Annotated in this window: 19 protein-coding genes; 9 read left to right on the top strand and 10 right to left on the bottom strand. The window is 29.5% G+C overall.

Annotated features, from left to right (window positions below; all coding sequences use genetic code 11):
* The 8 genes from Q5O29_RS10650 to Q5O29_RS10615 form a co-directional block, all read right to left on the bottom strand.
* Positions 1 to 1,248, bottom strand: coding sequence for a glycosyltransferase family 2 protein (locus Q5O29_RS10650; protein ID WP_022212929.1), 1,248 nt, complete (start codon positions 1,246 to 1,248; stop codon positions 1 to 3).
* 558 nt (positions 1,249 to 1,806) lie between these two features.
* Positions 1,807 to 2,634, bottom strand: coding sequence for an NAD(+) diphosphatase (nudC, locus tag Q5O29_RS10645; RefSeq protein ID WP_022212928.1), 828 nt, complete (start codon positions 2,632 to 2,634; stop codon positions 1,807 to 1,809).
* A 148-nt stretch (positions 2,635 to 2,782) separates the two neighbouring features.
* Positions 2,783 to 3,169, bottom strand: a complete 387-nt coding sequence (locus Q5O29_RS10640; protein ID WP_022212927.1) for a VOC family protein — start codon at positions 3,167 to 3,169, stop codon at positions 2,783 to 2,785.
* A gap of 60 nt (positions 3,170 to 3,229) precedes the next feature.
* The gene (locus tag Q5O29_RS10635) at positions 3,230 to 3,856 is read right to left on the bottom strand and encodes a hypothetical protein (protein WP_022212926.1); all 627 of its coding nucleotides are present in this window, start codon (positions 3,854 to 3,856) and stop codon (positions 3,230 to 3,232) included.
* Positions 3,857 to 4,040: 184 nt separating this feature from the next.
* Entirely contained in the window at positions 4,041 to 4,880 is an 840-nt protein-coding gene (locus Q5O29_RS10630) for a hydroxyethylthiazole kinase (protein WP_022212925.1), read from the bottom strand.
* A 190-nt stretch (positions 4,881 to 5,070) separates the two neighbouring features.
* On the bottom strand, positions 5,071 to 5,955 hold the full coding sequence (sdaAA, locus tag Q5O29_RS10625; protein WP_022212924.1) for an L-serine ammonia-lyase, iron-sulfur-dependent, subunit alpha: 885 nt from the start codon (positions 5,953 to 5,955) through the stop codon (positions 5,071 to 5,073).
* Between the two features lies 1 nt (position 5,956).
* A complete protein-coding gene (sdaAB, locus tag Q5O29_RS10620) occupies positions 5,957 to 6,637 on the bottom strand; it encodes an L-serine ammonia-lyase, iron-sulfur-dependent subunit beta (protein WP_022212923.1) in 681 nt (226 codons plus the stop codon).
* 175 nt (positions 6,638 to 6,812) lie between these two features.
* On the bottom strand, positions 6,813 to 8,273 hold the full coding sequence (locus tag Q5O29_RS10615) for a nucleoside kinase (RefSeq protein WP_022212922.1): 1,461 nt from the start codon (positions 8,271 to 8,273) through the stop codon (positions 6,813 to 6,815).
* 166 nt (positions 8,274 to 8,439) lie between these two features.
* Between Q5O29_RS10615 and Q5O29_RS10610 the strand changes: the two genes are divergently transcribed.
* From Q5O29_RS10610 to argF, 9 genes are all read left to right on the top strand, one after another.
* Positions 8,440 to 9,243: a YetF domain-containing protein gene (locus tag Q5O29_RS10610; protein ID WP_022212921.1), complete on the top strand. Its 804-nt coding sequence runs from the start codon at positions 8,440 to 8,442 to the stop codon at positions 9,241 to 9,243.
* Positions 9,240 to 9,620, top strand: coding sequence for a DUF4363 family protein (locus Q5O29_RS10605; RefSeq protein WP_022212920.1), 381 nt, complete (start codon positions 9,240 to 9,242; stop codon positions 9,618 to 9,620). The genes Q5O29_RS10610 and Q5O29_RS10605 overlap by 4 nt, the downstream gene beginning before the upstream one ends.
* Before the next feature lie 313 nt (positions 9,621 to 9,933).
* Positions 9,934 to 11,157: an argininosuccinate synthase gene (locus Q5O29_RS10600; RefSeq protein ID WP_022212919.1), complete on the top strand. Its 1,224-nt coding sequence runs from the start codon at positions 9,934 to 9,936 to the stop codon at positions 11,155 to 11,157.
* Positions 11,158 to 11,159: 2 nt separating this feature from the next.
* A complete protein-coding gene (gene argH / locus Q5O29_RS10595) occupies positions 11,160 to 12,560 on the top strand; it encodes an argininosuccinate lyase (RefSeq protein WP_022212918.1) in 1,401 nt (466 codons plus the stop codon).
* Positions 12,548 to 13,582 (top strand): N-acetyl-gamma-glutamyl-phosphate reductase, encoded by a 1,035-nt coding sequence (argC, locus tag Q5O29_RS10590; protein ID WP_022212917.1) that lies wholly within the window; start codon positions 12,548 to 12,550, stop codon positions 13,580 to 13,582. Before argH ends, argC begins: the two co-directional genes overlap by 13 nt.
* A gap of 20 nt (positions 13,583 to 13,602) precedes the next feature.
* Positions 13,603 to 14,823, top strand: a complete 1,221-nt coding sequence (gene argJ / locus Q5O29_RS10585) for a bifunctional ornithine acetyltransferase/N-acetylglutamate synthase (RefSeq protein WP_302630850.1) — start codon at positions 13,603 to 13,605, stop codon at positions 14,821 to 14,823.
* Between the two features lie 13 nt (positions 14,824 to 14,836).
* Positions 14,837 to 15,691, top strand: coding sequence for an acetylglutamate kinase (gene argB, locus Q5O29_RS10580; protein WP_022212915.1), 855 nt, complete (start codon positions 14,837 to 14,839; stop codon positions 15,689 to 15,691).
* A 28-nt stretch (positions 15,692 to 15,719) separates the two neighbouring features.
* A complete protein-coding gene (locus Q5O29_RS10575) occupies positions 15,720 to 16,889 on the top strand; it encodes an aspartate aminotransferase family protein (RefSeq protein WP_022212914.1) in 1,170 nt (389 codons plus the stop codon).
* Between the two features lie 19 nt (positions 16,890 to 16,908).
* Positions 16,909 to 17,826 carry an ornithine carbamoyltransferase gene (gene argF / locus Q5O29_RS10570; RefSeq protein ID WP_022212913.1) on the top strand — a complete coding sequence of 306 codons (918 nt, stop codon included), beginning with the start codon at positions 16,909 to 16,911 and terminating at the stop codon, positions 17,824 to 17,826.
* A 56-nt stretch (positions 17,827 to 17,882) separates the two neighbouring features.
* Here the strand turns inward: argF and Q5O29_RS10565 are convergent, their stop codons facing one another.
* On the bottom strand, positions 17,883 to 19,046 hold the full coding sequence (locus Q5O29_RS10565; protein WP_022212912.1) for a DUF1002 domain-containing protein: 1,164 nt from the start codon (positions 19,044 to 19,046) through the stop codon (positions 17,883 to 17,885).
* Between the two features lie 120 nt (positions 19,047 to 19,166).
* Entirely contained in the window at positions 19,167 to 20,099 is a 933-nt protein-coding gene (locus tag Q5O29_RS10560; protein WP_022212911.1) for an Rpn family recombination-promoting nuclease/putative transposase, read from the bottom strand.
* Positions 20,100 to 20,137: the final 38 nt, after the last annotated feature.

Here is a 20,137-nt window from a genome sequence, read left to right as displayed (position 1 = left end):
TTATGTATTTTCTATTATTATTGTGTGTTCTATCGGTTTCCATTCAACCTTTTTAAATAAAGCAACTATTGCTATTGGTATATATGTTACAATAAATAAAGGGAAAGTAAAAGTATATAGTATCTTTTCAAAAGCTGTAGCTCTAATTTCTTTCCATTCAGTTATTGTTGTTAATGCACCAAAAGCAAATAATGTTAAATAATAATTAAAAATAGTGAATATTATACTTAATGTAGCTTGATGTACTAATAACATATCAGTCTTATTTAATATAGATATTATAAATACTGTAAAATTAACTAGCAATCCTAGTAAAGAAATAAACATAGCTGGTGCTATAGTCATCAACATATCAAAGGATGAAAAAGATTTATTTTTAAATATATTTATAAATAAATTCCATCCATCTTTCTTAAACACCTGATAAAATCCTTTAGACCAACGTAGTCTTTGATTCCAAGATTGCTTGAAAGTACAAGGTTGCTCATCATAAAATTTCGCTTTATGACAATATCCTATTTTTTCATTATTTAATACAATATCCATTGAAAATTCTAAATCTTCAGTAAGCAAATGATATTTCCATCCATTATTCTTTTTTATTATTTCATGGCTTATTAAAAATCCAGTACCTGATATAGTACAACTTGTATTTAAAATCATTCTTGAATTATTAAGATATTTAGATTCACGTAAGAACCACAATGCATATCCTGCTGAAATCCAATTTGAATTAAAATTCTTTGAATTTCTATAACTAGTTATTGCTTTATACCCATTATTAAACACCTTATTCATTTCTAAAATATAATTATTATCTAAAATATTATCTGCATCAAAAATAAAATAGCCTTTATACTCTTTTTCTTTATAATCTCTCATTATTATTTTAAAAATATAATCTAAAGCATATCCTTTACCAACTAACTTTTTATTATTTCTTTCATAAACAATAGCACCTGCTTCTCTAGCAATTTGTGCAGTATCATCTGAACAATTATCAGCTACCACAAATATATCTATCAATTGGCTTGGATAATTTTGATTTTTAATACTTTGTAACAATTGACCTATTACAACTCTTTCATTTCTAGCACTTATTATAACTGCATATCTATTTTTAACATCTGTTTTAAAATTTTTACTTTTCTTTAAAACACCTATAATGGCATAAAAAATTTGATATGAGTATAGTGTTAAAAATAAAAATAACATTATTTTATTGAAAATTATTATAAAATTATACATAACTCCTCCTATATTTCGACACAAGTCATATTATCTCATTTTATATATTTTTTTGTCAAATAAATTGTAATGTATATTTATTTTCTATAATAATGCAAAAACACTTGAATAATTTTACAAATAGATAAAATAAAAAACATTTATGATAAACTATTGCTATAACTAAGTTTACACACAACAATGACAGCAAGTAGCTATACATAAATGTTTCAAGATACAATTATATCAGATAAATTATCATTATACAAATTTTTTAAACAATTAAATTTTGATTTATATCTAGTTAAGTTACAGTTAAAACACTTAGAAAGTATTATGAATGCAATGATATCAAAAGAGAGTTTAATAGTAAAATTTCCCACACAATGAAGCTTGTCCAAGCAAGGCATCAAACATAAATAAAATCATTCTTTTGTGATATAATACTTTCGCTAAAAACCAAAATACATCACATAAGGAATGACTAGAATATGATTATACCATTAAATATTAAAAGCGAAAATACCTATCATAAAATTTTTACATTAATGATATTAACCATTAAGTAGCTCTTCTTTATTATTTATTTTCTATAAAATTATTTATCATTTTTCTTGCAATGGACATCTTCTTTGGTAGATTAGGTAAATTATCTTTCTTAAACCATGCTGCATCCAGTATCTCTTTGCCATCTACCTTTATTTCTCCACTTTCATATTCAGCAAAGAACCCTATCATTAATGAATTAGGAAAAGCCCATGTTTGATTTCCATAATATTTAATATTCTTTATCTTAATTCCTACTTCTTCCAAAACTTCTCTTTTCACAGTACTTTCTAAATCTTCGCCAGCATCTACAAAACCAGCAATTATACTGTACATATTATCTTCAAAATTTTTATTATGTGCTAAAAGTATTTCATCACCTCTAGTAATAGCTACTATTATAGCTGGACATATAACTGGATATGTTACTGTCCCACATTTTGTGCAAACTTTAGCTCTTTCATCCTCTTTATTTATATTTGGCGAACCACATCTACTGCAGTATTTATGGCTATTATCCCAGTTTAATAAATGATTAGCCCTTCCTGCTATTAAGAAAATTTCTTCATCTACAATTTGTCCTAATTGATATAACGATATAATTTGAAAGTTCATTGGCAGTCTTTTTATGTCTTCACATTCAACTATGTAACATTTGCCTATATTAAATTCACCAAAGCAATACTCTTTATTAATAGTTAAACCTAATTCTTCTATTTCCCTTCTCCTAGGAATATTTATTTCATTAGCATTAAACTTAACTATTAATTGTCCTTCATAAAAAACAAAGCATACATCTTCTTGCAACACTTCCTCATGCTCATTTAATATAGACTTAAAGTTCAAATACTCAAAACTCAAAATTACCTCCCCCTTTTTTTAAATTAAACGCTTCGATAATTAAGTGAATAATCAAAGCTATATGCACTGTTTAATTTATTTTAGTACTTGTAATAATTTAAGTAGAGCACTACTAAAAGTAAACACCCTACTTAAGCTATTATGATAATTAGCACTCTGTTCTAATAACTTCAACCTTATATCCATCTGGATCTGTTACAAAATAGTATTTTGGTGGTTCTCCTGGAAGACCTTTTAATGGGGTAACTTCATAACCAAGACTCAAATGCTTTTCTCTTAGTTCTTCAATATTTGGTGCTCCTATAGCTATGTGACTAAATCCATCACCTATATCATATGGCTTTTCTGGATCATAATTATAAGTTAATTCTAACTCATATCCATCTTCCTTATCTGATAAATAAACTAATGTAAATTTATGCTCTGGAAAATCCTTTCTACGTGTTTCAACTAACTCTAATACTTCTTTATAAAACTCTAAAGATTTTTCTAAATTAGCAACTCTTATACATGTGTGTAACATTTTTGCACCCATAACATTTCCTCCTAAAACTTAATAATACAAAATTATTTTAACATTATATATTTTAATAATCTATACTTCTACTGTAACTTTATTCCATGTATTAATTCTATCAATGAAAGCAATTGTATTTCTTTTAGCATCCCCATTTATTTTCACTAAATACTTCTTTATATTCCTTGTAAAAATCTCTGCATTTACTTTTGCCAAAAATTCCCCTTTAAATATGTTCATAATATTACTTATTTCCCCATCTACAACTTCTGATTTTAACTTATACTGACTATCTTCTAAAATATTATTGCATCTTTCAATAAATTTATTTATATTTTCTTCTGTATTAACAAGCTGAAACTTGTCTAAAATTGCATCATCAATAGTATTTTTATTATTAAATAATACTCTAGCATATCTTCTCATAAATTCGCTACTAGCTATAAAAAACTCAATTTTGCTATCAATATAGCTTATATAAATATAATCATCAGTAATTCTAGATATTTTAAATCCTAAACTATTAAATATCTTATTATACTCATCTTCAAATTTCTTAATAAAGCTCCTACAATATATTACAGAAGCTATTTTTTCATTTATAATTCCCTTATTTTGATTAATTCCCTTAATTATTCCTGATAAATTTTTTTCAGTGAGCCATTTTAATATTTCTTCATCACATGTAAACTTCTTTTCTTTCATAATTCCCTCTCCTCTTTTAACCATTAATCTATAATTGACATCTTAAAATTATCTATATTGTATTGGTAATTATATCCTATTTTAATATAAATATCTTTTTATGTAAATATTAACAAGTAGCATTTTTTCTATATTTCTCAAAAAAAGATGCTTTAATATTATACTAAAGCATCTATTATATTTCTCATCTATTTACTCTTTTACTTTTAAAATTATAAATAATCTTTCCTAAAGCATATATCCTTTCTTCATCTATATTTTTTATTTCATCCAAAAATAACTCCTTTAACTTAAAAAAGCCATCCTTATAACACTCATTAATTTTATTTCCCTCTAAACTGCATCCAATAGAAAATATCATAACAGCTATCAATATGGCTACCATTTCTTCTTTCCTATTATCAACCCCTCCTATAGCTATTGCTAATAGTGCAGTGAAAATATAGCCTAATCCTATTTTTTTATTTAAATCCATACTATTATTTTCTATATAAAACTCACTATATCCATCAGTTATATAGTATTCTTCTGCCTCTACAATTAGAAAAGTCTTATTTTTTATGGCAAAATCTCTATACTCGTCCTTTATATTTTTTTTCTTGCATCTATTTTTTTTCTGTGACCTTATCAAGGCCTGTACTTCTTCTACCGTTCCTTTTACAAGATCTATTGTGTATCTATTCAAAAAGCTTAAAGCTGTATTTTTTCTATATAATGAAATATTTACTTCAGTTAAATCCAATAATACTGGTACTTTTCGTTTCTTAGCTATCCTTAATGCTCTCTCCATTGCTAATATCTTTCCATTATCCAGCGTTTCTAATCCAATTACTAATGAATTACTTGCTGCAGTTATTTCATGAATTTCTTCTATTCCATAAGCCATTATACTTCTTCCATTAAAAATCCTCACTGCTTCTGCAAATTCATTAGCTTTAGTCATATCTGAAATATAATGTACTTTCGGGTTAGTTTTTCTTTCTTTTTCTAAAATACCAGCAATCGACTCTTTGCTAAGTTTCATTTTTTATTATCCTCACTTTATTATCTAGAGTGCAACATGCCTATAATATAGTATTCATATTTAATCAATAGTGTTAAAGGATTATACCTTTATTTAAGGATTATAAAAGTGGACAAATTAATTTGCCCACTTCTATTTTAAACTTTATATCTAATATTTATTTAAAAGCTAATTTCTTTTTATTATTTTCTTATTCTTCATCACCAAAAACTTTTTTCTTTAAAATCAATCCTGCTTTAGTAATTGCAACTCCCCCTAAAGCAGTTTCTCTCAGTGAAGATGGAAGACTTTTACCTACTTGATACATAGCTGTTACTGCATCATCAAAAGGAATATGAGAGCTAACACCTGCCATAACTAACTCTGCTGTTGATAATGCACTTACAGCACCTGCTGCATTTCTTTTAGCACATGGTATCTCCACTAAACCAGCTACAGGATCACATACTAATCCTAATATATTTTTTAATACTATAGCTCCTGCATCTAAGCACATCTTTGCAGTTCCACCCATCATCTCAACTACAGCAGCTGCTGCCATAGCTGATGCTGAACCACATTCTGCCTGACATCCTCCTTCTGCTCCAGAAAGAGTTGCATTTCTTCCTATAATCATTCCTACTGCTGAAGAAGTAAATAAAGCATTTATTAATTCATCATCACTTTTATTAAGTCTTTCTCCTGCTGATAAAACTACTGCTGGCAATATTCCACAAGATCCTGCTGTAGGACAAGCCACTATCCTTCCCATAGAAGCATTTACCTCTGATGACGATAACGCCATGGCCATGGCTTTTACAATTACATCACCTGTTAAAGTCTCTTTACTTTCTAGGTATTTCTGCATTTTATAACCATCTCCACCAATAAGTCCACTAACTGAATAAACTTCTTTAGCCCTACCTTCATTAGCTCCATCTTTCATAGCCTGCAATACATCTCTCATTCTTGCATAAGCTTCTTCTCTCGTTATTTCTCTATTTTCCATTTCTATTCTAATAGCATATTCACTTAAAGAAATATTTTCTGATTCACATATTCTTAATAATTCTTCACCATTTTTAGCTTCTAGCATATTACTCACCATCCTTAATTGGATTAATCATAATAACTTTTTTTATGTATCCAAAGCTTTTAATTTGTTCTACAGCTTCCTCAGTCATTTCTCCATCTAATTCAAAAACCATAGTTGCTTCTTTTCCTTTTTGGCTTCTAATTACCTTCATAAAAGCTATATTTATATCTAACTCAAATAACAGTGCTGTAACTTGTGATACAACTCCTGGAACATCCATATGTGAAATCACTAGTGTTGGATATGCTCCTGTAAACTCAACATTACTTCCATTTACTTCTGTAACATTAATACTTCCACCACCAATGGATGAACCAACCATTTCATATTCTTCACCTTCTCGACCTTCAATTAATACTTTAACTGTATTAGGATGAACATCACCAAGATCAGCTTCCTGAAAAATTATTTTAATTCCTTCTTTTTCTGCAATATCTAATGCATTCCTTAACCTTAAGTCACTAGGTTCCATACCTAATATACCAGCTACAAGAGCTCTATCCGTGCCATGTCCCTTATATGTTTTAGCAAAAGATCCATGTAATAAAAAGATAACTTTTTTTATATCACCTCCAGCAACTGCCCTTGCTATCTTCCCTAATCTAGCTGCACCTGCCGTATGAGATGATGATGGTCCAATCATTATTGGTCCTAAAATATCAAATACACCTACGCTTTTCATAAACTACCCCCAGTCTTTTTAATTGATAATGGATAATTGATAATTATGGATGAAACTGTTTAAGTATGGATGAAACTGTTTAAGAAAATTTCACAAATATATTCTTCAGAAAGTCCAAGACTTTCATCAGCAATTATCAATTACTAATTATCCATTACCAATTTATAAATATTAATTAATATTTATAAAAGATGCTCCCTCCAATAAATTCTCTTAAAATTGAATTCTCTGGTACCAGTGCTTTATCTATCTCATCAAAAAATCCTAAAAATGCTTTTAGCCTTTTTACTTCATCATAAACACTACTATCTGCACTTACTTTATCTAATTCTTCTAGGGCCTTTCTCTTTAATACACATAATTCATATACTAAAGTAGAATTAAACATAACATCTGCTTCTTCTTGATAAACAAAAATATTTTTTTCCTCACCTTTCTTTATACTTGGCCACATAAGCAATGTTTCTTCTGCATTTTTACCTCTAGATAAACTATCCCTAACAATTCTTCTCACACGTCTTACATCAGCTGTGGAAATTCTGTTATGATTGTCCAAATTTAACTGTGTTAATGCTGAAATATAAATTTTAAAGATATTATTTTCATCTAAGGAAGATGTCAAAATTGGATTAAGTCCATGAATTCCTTCAATTATCAGGATGCCATTTTTAGGCATTTTCACCTTGTTACCTAATTTTTCCCTATATCCTGTTAAGAAATTAAATATAGGTATTTCTACCTCCTTACCCTCAAATAATTCCTTCATTTGATTTTTAAAAAATTTTACATCTATAGATTTTACTGACTCAAAATCATATTCTCCATCTTCATCTCTTGGAGTTTCTTCCCTATTAACAAAATAATTATCAAGAGATATTGGTATTGGACTTAATCCATTTACCTTCAACTGAATAGCTAATCTATGGGCAAAGGTCGTTTTCCCTGATGAACTTGGTCCAGATACAAAAACAGCTTTTATCTCTTTTTTATCACTTATCATATCTGATATTTGAGCAATTTTCTTTTCATGAAGAGCTTCGCTTATCATAATCAAATCAATTAGCTCTCCATTTGATATTTTTTCATTTAATGAGCCAACTTCCCCTATTCCTAAAATATTTAACCACTTTTCAGTTTCTCTAAATATATTGGTGAGCTTTCTTTGTTCTACAAATTTATTTACTATCATTAAATTTTCATCTATTGGATATCCTAAAATAAATCCGCCATTATAAAACTTAACATCAAAATTTTTAATGACACCTGTTGATTCCCACATTGGTCCATAAAAATAATCATATCTTCCATCTAATTCATATAAAGTTACTACTTGAAAGCTTGTTTGCTGCAATAGCTTTACTTTATCCTCCATACCGTAGTTTTGAAAAATTTTTATTGCATCTTCTCTTTTTACCTTAATTCGCTTTATAGGATAATTTTTATCAATTAGTTTTTGTATTTCCTTCTTAATATCATTTACTTCTTCAGCAGTTAAAGGATCTTTCTTATGAATTTCTCCAAATACCCATTTTCCTATACTATGTTCCATAGTTACTGTTGCATCTTTATATAAATCTAAAACTGCTTTTATAAATATAAATTGTAGTGTTCTAGAATTATTTCGTATATTGTCCATAATTCTTCCTCCTAAACTGTTCACCTCTTATTTTTATTATATACATAAAAAGATTTTTTTCTATCATTTTATATTATTTTGTCTTAAAATCTTTCTGCTTATAAAAGATATACTTTGCATAAAAGAGTAATATTTACAAATACTTATTTTGAGGTGGTTTTAGCATATGTTTATAGTATTAATAAGAACCATTATTCTCTACTCACTGGTAATATTGGTGATGAGATTGATGGGAAAACGTCAAATAGGAGAGTTACAACCTTACGAATTTGTAATAACAATAATGATTTCAGATTTAGCAGCACTTCCAATGCAAGATACGCGTCTTCCTTTAATTTTAGGTATAATACCTATAATTACATTGCTATTTATAAAAACAATTCTGACTCAACTTCAACTTAAAAGCCAATTGGCGAGAAAAATATTAGAAGGCGAGCCAGTAATTTTAGTTCATAAAGGCAAGATAAATATGAAGGCTCTTTCAAAACAACAAATCAATCTAGATGAGCTTATGGAAGAACTTAGACTAGCTGGTTACTTTGATTTAAATGAAATTGAGTATGCAATTTTGGAAAATAACGGACAATTGTCATTTTTGACTAGCTCAAGCTCTGCTTCAAGTTCTAGTTCTCCAAGTCCTATAGTTAAATGTTCAAGCAATACTCAACCTACTAGTAATAGTGCTAGTGAAGGAAATGGTTTCTCTTCAGATACTCAAAAGCATAAGTCATCTTGTAAAAATAATAAAAGTTCCAGTAGCTCTCCACCAAGATTACCTATTATATACATTCTTGATGGCCATATTAATAATAATTCATTAACTAGCAGTAGAAAAAATAAAGCTTGGATACAACATGAATTAGATAAACATAAAGCAGGAAAAATTGAAGAAATAATTCTAGCTATGACTGATACCGAAGGAAAATTCTTTTTTCAAAGATATGATGAATATATTGAGGAGGACAAATGAAAAATTCATTAATTTCAATTTTTATTTTTTTGATTTTAATATCTTTTTTATTTTATTCAGATATGAAATTTAAAAATTTATGTACAGATACAATCAACGATTGCGAATTTTTAGAATATGGATTATCCAGTGAAAATAAAGAAGAAAGCTTTGAAGCTGCTATGATTATCTTTAGCCGTCTTGATGAACAAAATATTATTCCTTCAATTTATATTAATCATCTTGATTATGACGTGTTATTAAACGAAGCTTTAAAGCTTACAGTCTATATTGAAAAAGATGATATGTCTGAGGCTTCTACTTCACTACATCTATTGAAATTTGCAGCACAACATATAAAAGACCTTCAAGTACCTGATTTAAAAAACATATTTTAATTTTTGTTAATTTTATTATTCACTATCAATAAATATTTCTGGTACAGTTATCATTTATTAATAGCATAAAGTAGTATATTTTTTAAGATTATTAAATATATTACTTCATGCTGTTTTTTATTTTACCTCTACACATTTTATACATCTTTATTAACTATTTATGCAATTAAAATCTAAAAACAAAGTTTCTATGCATTTTTAAAAATAATTATTGCATATTTATTCACATAGGAATATAATCATATATAAATATTTAGTAATTTTTAAAAAAATTTCTAAAATTTCGGATGATTTATAAAAGGGGGCTATATCTATGAAAAAATACAATAAAGTTGTACTAGCTTATTCTGGAGGATTAGATACATCTATAATTATCTCTTGGCTAAAAGAAAATTATGGCTGTGAAGTTATTGCTGTTGTGGGAAATGTGGGGCAAAAAGATGAACTTGAAGGCTTAAAAGAAAAAGCTTTATCTTCTGGGGCATCTAAAATTTATATTGAAGATTTAACTAAAGAATTTGTGGAAGACTATATATTCCCAACTATTCAAGCTGGTGCTATTTATGAAGGGAAATATCTTCTAGGAACTTCTTTTGCGAGACCTATCATTGGTAAAAAATTAGTAGAAATTGCTCTTAATGAAGGTGCTGATGCTATTTGCCATGGCTGTACTGGTAAAGGTAATGACCAAGTACGTTTTGAACTTGCTGTGAAACATTTTGCTCCTGATATGGACATCATTGCTCCATGGAGAATTTGGGATATAAAATCTAGAGAAGAAGAAATTAAATACGCCGAAGACCATAATATTCCGCTAAAAATTACTTATGAAACAAACTATAGTAAAGATAAAAACCTTTGGCACTTAAGCCATGAAGGCCTTGATCTTGAATATCCTGAAAATGAGCCAAAATATCATAAGATTCTTGAGCTTTCTAACACTTTAGAAAATGCACCTGATGAAGCTACTTATATAAGCTTAACTTTTGAAAAAGGTATTGCTGTTGCTTTAAATGGTGAAAAACTTTCTGGTGTTAAATTACTAGAAAAGCTAAATGACATTGGTGGAAAGAATGCTATTGGAATAATTGATATGGTGGAAAACAGACTTGTAGGAATGAAATCTCGTGGTGTATATGAAACTCCTGGTGGAACTATTCTTTACAAAGCTCATAAAGATCTAGAAGAATTATGTTTAGATAAAGAAACTGCCCACTATAAAGAAATCATTGCCTTAAAATTTGCTGACTTAGTATATAATGGCCAATGGTTCTCTCCTCTTAGAGAAGCCTTATCTGCCTTTGTCAATAAAACACAGGAAACTGTCACTGGTGAAATTAAATTAAAATTATATAAAGGTAATATCGTAAATGCTGGTATGACTTCTCCTTATTCCTTATATAGCGAAGAATATGCTACTTTTGGTGAAGATGGTGTCTATAATCAAAAAGATGCTGAAGGATTTATAAATCTTTTTGGTCTTCCTACAATAGTAAATTCAAAAATGCATTCAGCAATTAAGAAACAGGATCAATAACCATGAAGCTTTGGGGAGGAAGATTTAAATCTGGCGTTAATGAATTAGTAAATACCTTTAATGCCTCAATATCTATTGATTCTCGTATGTATAAGGAAGATATTATAGGAAGCCTTGCTCACGTAAAAATGCTTGGCAGACAAGGAATAATATCATCAAAGGACAGTGAAAAAATAGTGAATGGATTAAATGAAATATTAAAAAGAATAGAAAACGGAGTTATTGATATAGATAACGCTTCAGAAGATATCCATAGTTTTATTGAAAGTACTCTAACATATTATATTGGTGATGAAGGAAAAAAACTTCATACTGGCAGAAGCCGTAATGATCAGGTGGCTTTAGACACTAAATTATATGTAAAAAAATATTTAATAGTGGTAGCCAACCAGGTATTAAATTTACAAACTGTAATTTTAAACAAAGCAAAAGAAAATATAAATACCATAATGCCTGGCTATACTCATATGCAAAAAGCACAGCCAATTACTTTTGCTCATCACATAATGGCTTATGCTGAAATGCTTAAAAGAGACTACGGCAGACTTCTAAACTGCTATGATAGAATGAATGAAATGCCTTTAGGTAGCGGTGCATTGGCCACTTCTACTTATCCTATAGATAGAAATTTTGTCAGTAATGAACTTGGCTTTAATAATCCTACAATAAATAGTATTGATTCTGTTTCAGATAGAGATTACGCCATTGAAGCATTATCTGCCCTTTCACTTATAATGATGCATCTTTCACGTTTTTCAGAAGAAGTGATCCTTTGGTGTACAGATGAATTTAACTTTGTTGAGCTAGATGATGCTTATAGTACTGGTAGTAGCATAATGCCTCAAAAGAAAAATCCTGATGTAGCAGAATTAGTTCGTGGTAAGACAGGCCGTGTTTATGGTGACTTAATGACGCTTTTAACTGTGATGAAAGGAATTCCTTTAGCTTATAACAAAGATATGCAGGAAGATAAAGAATCTTTATTTGATGGACTTGATACTGTACTACTATCAATCCAAACCTTTACTGGAATGCTTGATACCATGAAAATAAAAAAGGATGTAATGAATAAAGCTGCTTCTGGTGGATTTACCAATGCCACTGATGTTGCTGATTACCTAGTAAAAAAAGGTGAAGCCTTTAGAAATGCTCATGAAATAGTTGGTAAAATCGTCTTATATTGCATAGACGAAAATAAGACTATTTACGATTTAACTTTAGATGAATTTAAATCATTTTCTCCTTTCTTTGAAGAAGATGTATATAAAGCCATAGATCTAATAACTTGTGTAGAAGGAAGAAGTGTTATGGGAGGCCCTAGCTCCTCATCAGTACAAAATCAAATTTCCCTTTTAGAAAACTTCATAGGTGAAAAATTGGAGGTGCTAAAATGTCTAAAGTAGGAATTATTGGTGCTACAGGCTATGTGGGCATAGAGCTTTTAAGGCTACTTTTAACCCATCCTTTGGTTACTGTTGAAGCTATTTCGTCTTCATCTTTTAAAGGTGAAGAAATAGCTTCCATCTATAAAATTCTTATTAATAAAATCAATTTAATTTGCGAAAATCCTGAGAATGTTATTGAGAAATGTGATGTAATATTCACTGCTCTTCCTCATGGACTTAGCGAAAAATTTGCTCTAAAAGCCTTAGAAAGAAAAAAGAAAATCATCGATTTAGGTGCAGATTTTAGACTTGATTCTGAAAAAGATTATCAACAATGGTATGGTAAAAATTTTATAAATAGTGATTTACATAAGCTTAGCGTTTATGGACTTCCTGAATTAAACCGTAAAAAAATTAAAAATTGTAGTATTATTGCTAACCCTGGCTGTTATCCAACAAGCATTGCTTTAGCATTAATGCCTTTACTAAAAAATTCATTAATTAAAACAAATAATGTAATTATTGATTCCAAATCTGGTGCTACTGGTGCTGGGCGTGGACTTTCTCTTAAAAGTCACTACCCTGAATTAAATGAAAACTTTGTCCCTTACAACATAGGCTGTCATAGGCATACTCCTGAAATTGAACAAACACTCTCATCTATTGCTGGCGAATCTATAGAAGTAACCTTTACTCCTCATCTTCTACCAATAAATAGAGGTATTCTTTCAACAATTTATTGCGAAACAAAAAATAATCTATCACTTAAATCAATACATCAAATATATGATGAGTTTTATAAAAATGAAAAATTCCTTCAAGTATTACCTTTAAATACCACAGCAGAAATTAAAAATGTAAAATACTCTAATAATTGTCAAATTTCATTACATGAAAACTATCAAAAAAATAAATTGATAATTATCAGCACCATAGATAATATGATTAAAGGTGCCGCTGGACAAGCTATACAAAACTTAAACTTAATTCTAGGACTAAATGAAGATTGCGGGCTAAATATGATAAGCCCTCCATTTTAATTTTTAAGGAGGTTATTGAAATTAAAATTAATATAAATAAAGGTGTTACTGCACCAAAGGGGTTTAAGGCTGCAGGAATTCATTGCGGCATAAAAAAAAGTTCCTTAAAAAAAGATTTAGCTATTATTTATTCTGACGTTACAGCTACTGCATGTGGCGTTTATACAAAAAATAAAGTTAAAGGTGCCCCACTACTTATCACCAAAGAGCATTTAAATAATAAATGTGCACAAGCCATCATAATTAATAGTGGTAATGCCAATACTTGCACAGGTGATGATGGTTTAGAAAAAGCTAAAAAAATGGCTTCTCTTTGTGGAAAAGCCTTAAATATAAAAGCTGATGATGTTTTAGTTGCTTCTACTGGGGTAATAGGAGTTCCCTTAAACATTGATGCTATTAAAGATGGTATCCCTATAGCTATAGCTCAGCTTAATAGTTATGGAGGACACTCTGCTGCTGAAGCAATAATTACTACTGATACAGCTGCGAAGGAAATATCCATTGAATTCCAAATTAACGGTACTCCTGTAGTTATAGGTGCCATGGCCAAAGGTTCTGGTATGATTCATCCTAATATGGCTACCATGCTTTCTTTTATAACTACAGACTTAAATATTGATGCAAAACTTTTAAAAGAAGCCTTAAAATCTTCTGTTGATATATCTTATAACAGAGTAAGTGTTGATGGCGATTCCAGTACTAATGATATGGTTGTGATACTAGCTAATGGCTTAGCTAATAATGATAACATAAATGAAAAAGACCATAACTACTATACTTTTCTTGAAGCATTAAATACCCTTAATATCCATTTAGCTAAGGAAATTGCCAAAGATGGTGAAGGTGCCACCAAATTAATTGAATGTAATGTCTCTGGCTGTAAGAATGAGAAATCGGCAGAAATTCTTGCTAAAAGTGTAATTAACTCTAGCTTAGTTAAGACTGCTATTTTTGGTAGCGATGCCAACTGGGGCCGAGTACTTTGTGCCTTAGGATATGCTAATACTGAGTTTAATCCTAATTTAGTAACTGTTGAATTTGCTTGTGAAACAGATTCAATACTAGTATGTGCAAATGGCTGTTATGTAGAATTTGATGAAGGTAAAGCCAAAGAAATATTATTAAAGGATGATGTGAAGATAAATATTAATTTACATTCTGGCAATGCCTCTGCTACTGCCTGGGGCTGTGATTTAACTTATGACTATGTAAAAATTAACGGCGATTATAGAAGTTAGGAAGTGAATTAGATTGAATCATAGTGAACATGCAAATATATTAATTCAAGCCTTACCATTTATACAAGCCTACTATGGTAAAACCATGGTGATAAAATATGGTGGCAATGCAATGGTTAATGATAAATTAACCAAAACTATTATCAACGATATTGTTTTAATGAAATGTATAGGAATAAATCCCATCATTGTTCATGGTGGTGGTCCTGATATTAGTGGTACTTTAAAGAAAATAAATCATAAAAGTAAGTTTATTAATGGTCTAAGATATACTGATAAAGATACCATGGATGTTGCTCAAATGGTTCTTGCTGGAAAAGTCAACAAAGATCTTGTGAAACTTCTTGGGCATTGTGGTGGTAAAGCATTGGGATTTTCAGGTATAGATGGTGATCTTATTACTTGTAAAAAGATAAATTCCGATGTGGACTTAGGATATGTTGGTGAAATAACTAATGTGAATACGGCCCCTTTAAAGTTAGCCATTGAAGCAGGATACATTCCTGTGGTTGCTTCCATAGGTACTGATAATGACCATAAAGATAGCTATAACATCAATGCTGATACTTGTGCTTCTAAAGTTGCTGCCGCTCTTAAGGCAGAAAAACTTCTTTTACTGACAGATGTTCCAGGAGTACTGATGAATCCGAAGGACTCTTCTTCATTAATTTCCACCTTAAGGCTTCATGAAATACCTAAGCTTACTTTAGACAAAGTAATTCAAGGCGGAATGTTACCTAAGATAAGTTGCTGCGTTGAAGCTGTACGCCTTGGTGTAAAAAAATCAGTTATTATAGATGGTAGAATTCCTCATGCTATACTACTTGAGCTACTATCTGAAAAAGGAATTGGAACAGAAATCTTTTAAATTATCAATTAATTAAGGAGGTTTTTCAATGAATTTATTTGAAAAAGCTAATGAATGTTTAATGCATACTTATGCTCCTCTACCTATAATAATTACTCATGGGGAAGGTTCTTGCCTATTTGATGAAAATAATAAAAAATATATAGATTTTACCAGTGGAATTGGCGTTAGCTCTGTTGGTTATAACAATAAAAAATTAAATGAAGCTATTTTAAATCAGCTTAATTCTTTTGCTCATCTTTCAAACATCTTTTTAAGTACTCCTACTGTTGAATTAGCTAATAAATTAACTACAATCTCTAAAATGAGTAAAGTGTTTTTTTCCAACTCTGGTGCAGAAGCAAATGAAGGTGCCCTTAAACTAGCAAAAAAATATAGCTATATGAAATATGGTGGAAAAAGAAATAAAATTCTTTCTTTAAAAGATTCTTTCCATGGAAGAACCTTAGCTACCCTTACAGCTACTGGACAAGATAAGTTCCATAAATACTTTGATCCATTTCCAGATGGCTATGACTACGTAACACCTAATTCTATAGAAGATTTCAAAGAAAAGCTTACTGATGATGTATGTGCTATTATAATGGAAGCAATTCAAGGAGAAGGCGGAGTTAATTTATTAAATAGTAACTTTGTACAAGAAGTATGTAATGTATGTAAAGAAAAAGATGTTTTAATCATTTTTGATGAAGTTCAATGTGGACTAGGTAGAACAGGTCATATCTTTTGCTTTCAGGAGTTTGGTGTAGAAGCTGATATTATTACACTTGCTAAAGGCTTAGGCGGAGGTCTACCTATTGGTGCTATACTCTGTAATGAAAAATTATCTAATACTTTTACACCTGGCGATCATGGTTCAACTTTTGGTGGTAATCCAGTGGTATGCGCTGGTGCATTGGCTGTCTTAGATCAAATTTGTAATGATGAATTACTATCATCTGTACAAGCCAAGGGGAAATTTATAAGACAAACACTTACAAAATCAAAGCTGCCTTTAGTTAAAAATATACGTGGCTTAGGTCTTATGATTGGCATTGAAGTCTCTTGTCCTCCAGATGAAATACAAAAGAAAGCTCTTGAAAAAGGTATTTTAATACTAACTGCTGGCAAAAATGTAGTGAGACTTCTGCCACCACTTACTATAAGTGAAATCGAAATAAAAAAAGGCTTAGCCATTTTATTAAAATGCCTAAGTTAATTGATTTAAGGGGGTTTTTATGAAAAAGGATTTATTACGTATGGATAATTTATCTAAAGAAGAAATCTTAGATATTTTAAACCTGGCAGATCAATTAAAATATGAAAATAAACATGGAATTGAACATCATTTGCTTAAAGGGAAATCTTTAGGGATGATTTTTGAAAAAGCTTCTACTCGTACAAGAGTATCTTTTGAAGTTGGTATGTATGAATTAGGAGGTCATCCTCTATTTCTAAGCTCAAAAGATTTACAAATTGGTCGTGGAGAGCCTATTCAAGATACAGCAAGAGTATTATCTAGATATTTAGATGGTATTATGATAAGAACATTTTCACAAAAAGATGTAGAAACTCTTGCAAAAGTAGCTTCAATTCCTATTATAAATGGCTTAACTGATGATGAGCATCCATGCCAAGTATTAGCTGACTTAATGACAATTAGAGAAAAAAAATTAATTCTTGATGGCTTAAAAGTAGCATATATTGGTGATGGTAATAACATGTGTAATTCTCTTTTAGTAGCATGTCTTACTTTAGGAATAAATGTTTTTATTGCTAATCCTTCTGACTATAAGCCACCTGCTTACTATATAAATAAAGGCCATGAATTAGCAAATAAAAATGGTGTTTCTTTCTTTATGACAACTTCTCCAGAAGAGGCTGTCAAAGATGTTGATGTCATTGTAACTGATGTCTGGGCTAGCATGGGACAAGAAGAGTGTGATAAAAGAAGGATAGATTTTGATGGCTATCAAGTAAATAAAAAGCTTTTGACATTAGCTAAAGAAGATACCATAGTACTTCACTGCCTTCCTGCTCATAGAGGTGAAGAAATCACTAATGAAATACTGGAAGCTCATGCTGATACTATCTTTGAAGAAGCAGAAAATAGGCTACATGCTCAAAAAGCAGTCCTTGTAAAATTACTAAAGTAATTTTACACTATAAAGAAAAAGCTGAAAGCTAAGAATTCCCAGCTTTCAGCTTTTAATTAATTTGTAATTGTTTCTGAATCCATTGTTGATGAGTTAGTATTTGTATCATCAGATACTTGTTTTTCTTCTGAAGTTGTTGTATCCTCATTTACATTTTCATCATTTACTGAATCTTCTGTTATTGTGTCTCCTATTTGTGTATCATCCACTGGTCTAATTTCTTCTTCTAAATTTTGATTTTCATCGTCAGATTGCTCTTTTATTGGTTCTTGATTAAAGTCTAAAGGAGCATTTTCTTTACTTTCTTCTTCATTATTATCATTGCTTCTAAATAAATTTATAAACTTGTCCCACAAATCTACAAACCAGTTTTTAATCTTTTCAAAGAAACCTTCTTCCTTTAGCTTAATTCCTAACTCCTTAAGATTATTGCTTAATTTATTACTTGCTTCTTTTAAAGAACTCTTTAATTCTGAGTAATCTAAACCTAAGTCATTAACATGACTCATTAAGTTTACAATGGAATCTTTTGCATTAATACTAATATTCACATTATATTGATTTGTAATATTTTCAACTATCTTCTTAATTTCTTCTTCTGTTTTTGGCTGCTCTTTAATTACTTCAGTTTTAATATCATTAATTATTGTAGAAGCTTCTTCTGAACCAATTTCATCTCCTACTTCAACAGTCGTTTCAATTTCCTTTTGCGCTGTTTCCTTTTGCTTTAATGAAATTTCAAAGCCACCAACTTCTTCAACACCTGCAAGTATTCCTGATAAAGCTGAAGTTCCTGTAACTTTAAATGGTGAAGAAACCTTAACATCTGCTGCTGTTATTCCTGAAGTAATTAAAGCATTCATCAACATACTTTCAGTTACTTCTGTTAAATTAGTAGCTTTTACATTAATTCCACTATTATCATCTAATAATTTTACATATGCACTTGAATAACATCCACCAGCATAATTAGCTGGATCATTTGGATCTAAACCTAATTGTTTTATGATTACTTCATCTGTTACATATATAGTATTTGTGCCATCTGGCGCATTAAAATACTTTCTTAGAGCTGCTTCTTGTGCATCAGTTAAGTCAGAACCTAGAGCTAATATGTCACCTGGATTATAGTCTGATTTTGCAAATACTGGTGAAGCCATTCCAAGCCCCATAAGTACTGCAATACTTAATGCCATATTCTTAAGTTTATTTCTTACCATAAAAAACACTCCTATTAAAAATTTATTAATATGCTACTATAAATTTTTAAATTTATCCACTATTAAATAATAGTTTTAAGATTTTTTTAATAAAAATACAAAAAATTAATTTGAATTTATCTAGTAATTTTTTGTTTCTTCTTTTATCCTTTTTACTTCTTCAACAGATATTCCTGTACCTTTAGCTATAGTTTCTACATCAATACCAAGAAGTAAAAAGCTCTTTATATTTTTAATTTTTTCATTCTTCTTACCTTCTTCTATTCCTTCAGCCCTTCCTTCAGCTCTTCCTTCAGCTCTTCCTTCAGCTCTTCCTTCAGCCCTTCCTTCAGCTCTTCCCTCTTCTGTAGCTTTTATAATAGCACTAGTTTTATTTAGCAATGATTCTTTTCTTTTTTCATAAATACTTCTCTCTCTAGAGTTTGCACTTAATCTAATTAGTTCTTCTTTTGCTTCTCTTATTTCTTTTTTTGACATCTCCAAATTAGCAATAACTTCACCTTCTGGATTATTTATAAACTCTATCCAAGCTGTTAGCATATCTGTTATTTCTTGTGAATTTTTAACTTTTTTAAGCTTTGGTATTTCAATAAAATGAATTTCCATTACATCTGTTAACTGTTCATTTGTTTTAATTTCTTTTAATCTATATGCATTATGATACCTATTATTTTTCAAATACTTAAAATCTAATATATTTATACAAACTGTTTTAGCTAATTTTTCATAGTTATCACCTTGAATAATTTGTTCTTCATATAATTTACTCCAATAGTAAAGACTTCGTTTTATCATATTATATTCATTCTTTACCTGTATTTCTACATTAATATATTCTCCACTATTTGTTATAGCTTTTATGTCTAACCTACTATACTTATCTTCTATATGTTCTTTTTCTATATCTGAATTTTTAATTTGTACTGATTTTATAGGATCAATAGGCTCCATAACTGCATTTAAAAAAGATATTAGTATTTCAGGATGTTTTTCATTTCCAAATATTTTCTTAAATACAAAGTCTATTTTAGGACTTAATAAAACTCTAGGCATATACTAACACTCCATTACATAATTTATTTAATTTATTA

The organism is Clostridium sp. CAG:265 (genome assembly GCF_000436575.1).
Lineage (GTDB): Bacteria > Bacillota > Clostridia > Clostridiales > Clostridiaceae > Clostridium > Clostridium lentum.
The sequence above is the reverse complement of the archived record's forward strand: the minus strand, read 5'-3'. Positions and strand labels throughout refer to the sequence as shown.